This is a genomic window from Cupriavidus sp. 8B, from assembly GCF_054589115.1.
The window spans coordinates 1-1,640 of the sequence record NZ_BAAILO010000084.1; the positions used below are offsets into that span (position 1 = coordinate 1).

Annotated in this window: 1 protein-coding gene and 1 pseudogene; both read right to left on the bottom strand. The window is 62.6% G+C overall.

The window, feature by feature from the left end; all coding sequences use genetic code 11:
- Window positions 1–270: pseudogene (locus ACYP5B_RS08060) on the bottom strand (tyrosine-type recombinase/integrase); the annotation flags it as partial.
- The gene (locus tag ACYP5B_RS08065; RefSeq protein WP_459569227.1) at window positions 267–1,514 is read right to left on the bottom strand and encodes a site-specific integrase; all 1,248 of its coding nucleotides are present in this window, start codon (window positions 1,512–1,514) and stop codon (window positions 267–269) included. The gene ACYP5B_RS08065 and the pseudogene ACYP5B_RS08060, both read right to left, overlap by 4 nt.
- Between the last annotated feature and the right edge of the window lie 126 nt (window positions 1,515–1,640).

Here is a 1,640-nt window from a genome sequence, read left to right on the forward strand (position 1 = left end):
GCCAACGGGCGGAACTTCCGTGCGACTATCGATAGCGCTGCAGTGACGGGCAAAGCCGCGCACGAAGCAAAGCCGCCTGGCCCACTCCGCGGGTTGAACCGATGGATGTTGCGCCCATTCCAGAGCCAAGCGGGTGCTGATGTGCTCGGTCTGCTGCGTCTCCAAGAAGCTGACGAACCGGGGCAACAGCAAGCCGGCATCGCGCATCTTGAAGCCCAGGCTGCGGCGCAGGTCAAGGTACTCCCGGAGCGCCTCGCGAAGCGTGTTCATCGCGCACCTCCCGGCCAGGCCATGGCTAATGTCCGAAGGGTGCGGAGATCCACCTTCGCATAATGGCTGGTGGACTGCGGGCTACGATGGCGAAGCACTTGGCCGATCTCTGGCAGCGACGCACCGAGTTGCAACATGCGAACAGCCAAGGCATGCCGGAACTGGTGCGAGCCGCGGTGCGGGGCATCGGCTTTGGCTCGGTTGAGCGCGTGGCGCACGATCGTGCCGATCCCGTCCGAACCTTCCCTCAGCCCGCGTACCGGCGCCATAGATCGAAGGAAGAGGTGCCGATCTGGACTGATGGGCCGTCCATGCTCGAGATAAGCAGCGATCGCCTCACCCACGTCAGCGGTCAATGGCAGGAGACTCTCCCGCCCGCCCTTGCCACGCACACGCAATTGAGCACGGTCCCAGTCGACGTCGTCCAGCGTCAGCCTAACGATCTCGCAGGCTCGTAGCCCCAGTCGCGCCAAGAGCAGTAGCACGGCGCGATCGCGTCGCCCCACCGGGGTCCGGCGATCGCAACTGTCGAGTGCGCGTTGTGCGTGTTCGGCTGAGATGGCTCTGGGGATTGGGGGCGTGCTCGCCCAACTGGCCACCGCTGGCACGCTTGCGGCAAATCCCGCGGTGACCTCGCCGAGAAACTGGGCGTGACGAAGGAACGACCTCAGTGCCGTGACAACGTTCTTCAGGGCAGCCGGCCCCATGCGCTTTGCCTCGCTCTGAACGAAAGCGCTCGCGTCGGTCACGCGAACGTGACGCAGGCAGACTTCTCCTTGACCGAAACGCCATGCCAGGAATTTGCGGGCCATCCTTGCGTAGGACTTGACGGTCACAACGGCCAACCCCTTATCTCGCTGTAGGGACTGCGCGAACTCCTCGGCAATGTCGTCAGCGGCAATAGCGTGCGCTTGAGCAGCAGGACACACTCCTCGATCACGCAAGAAGCGCATCAACAGTTCCAACGCGTGCAGTTCCCGGCGTCGCGTCTCGAAGCATCGCGATCGACGTCGCGAACGAAGGCGCTGATATCGCGCGATGTCGCCGTCCTTCAAGGCATGGAAGGAAATGCGGCTATCCTCGCACCAGCGCCCAAACGCAAGTGCGTGTCGTGCAAGCTGACACACATAGCTGATCGAGTATTGCTGCCCGATTAGCGAACCGATGAACGCAACAAGGTGCTCCGCAGTTTCGCCTCTGATGCTGCGGACCAGCGCGTCGGCGCTCTCATAAGAATGTTCCACGGTCTTCTCCTGTCAGGCGAAAGTGCCTGCAAAGGAGAATGCCAATGTCTAGCGCCCATGTGACAAGTCCACGACAGACTGGGGGTCCCAGTGAACACCGGACATAGTTCCGCGCGGGAGATAGTC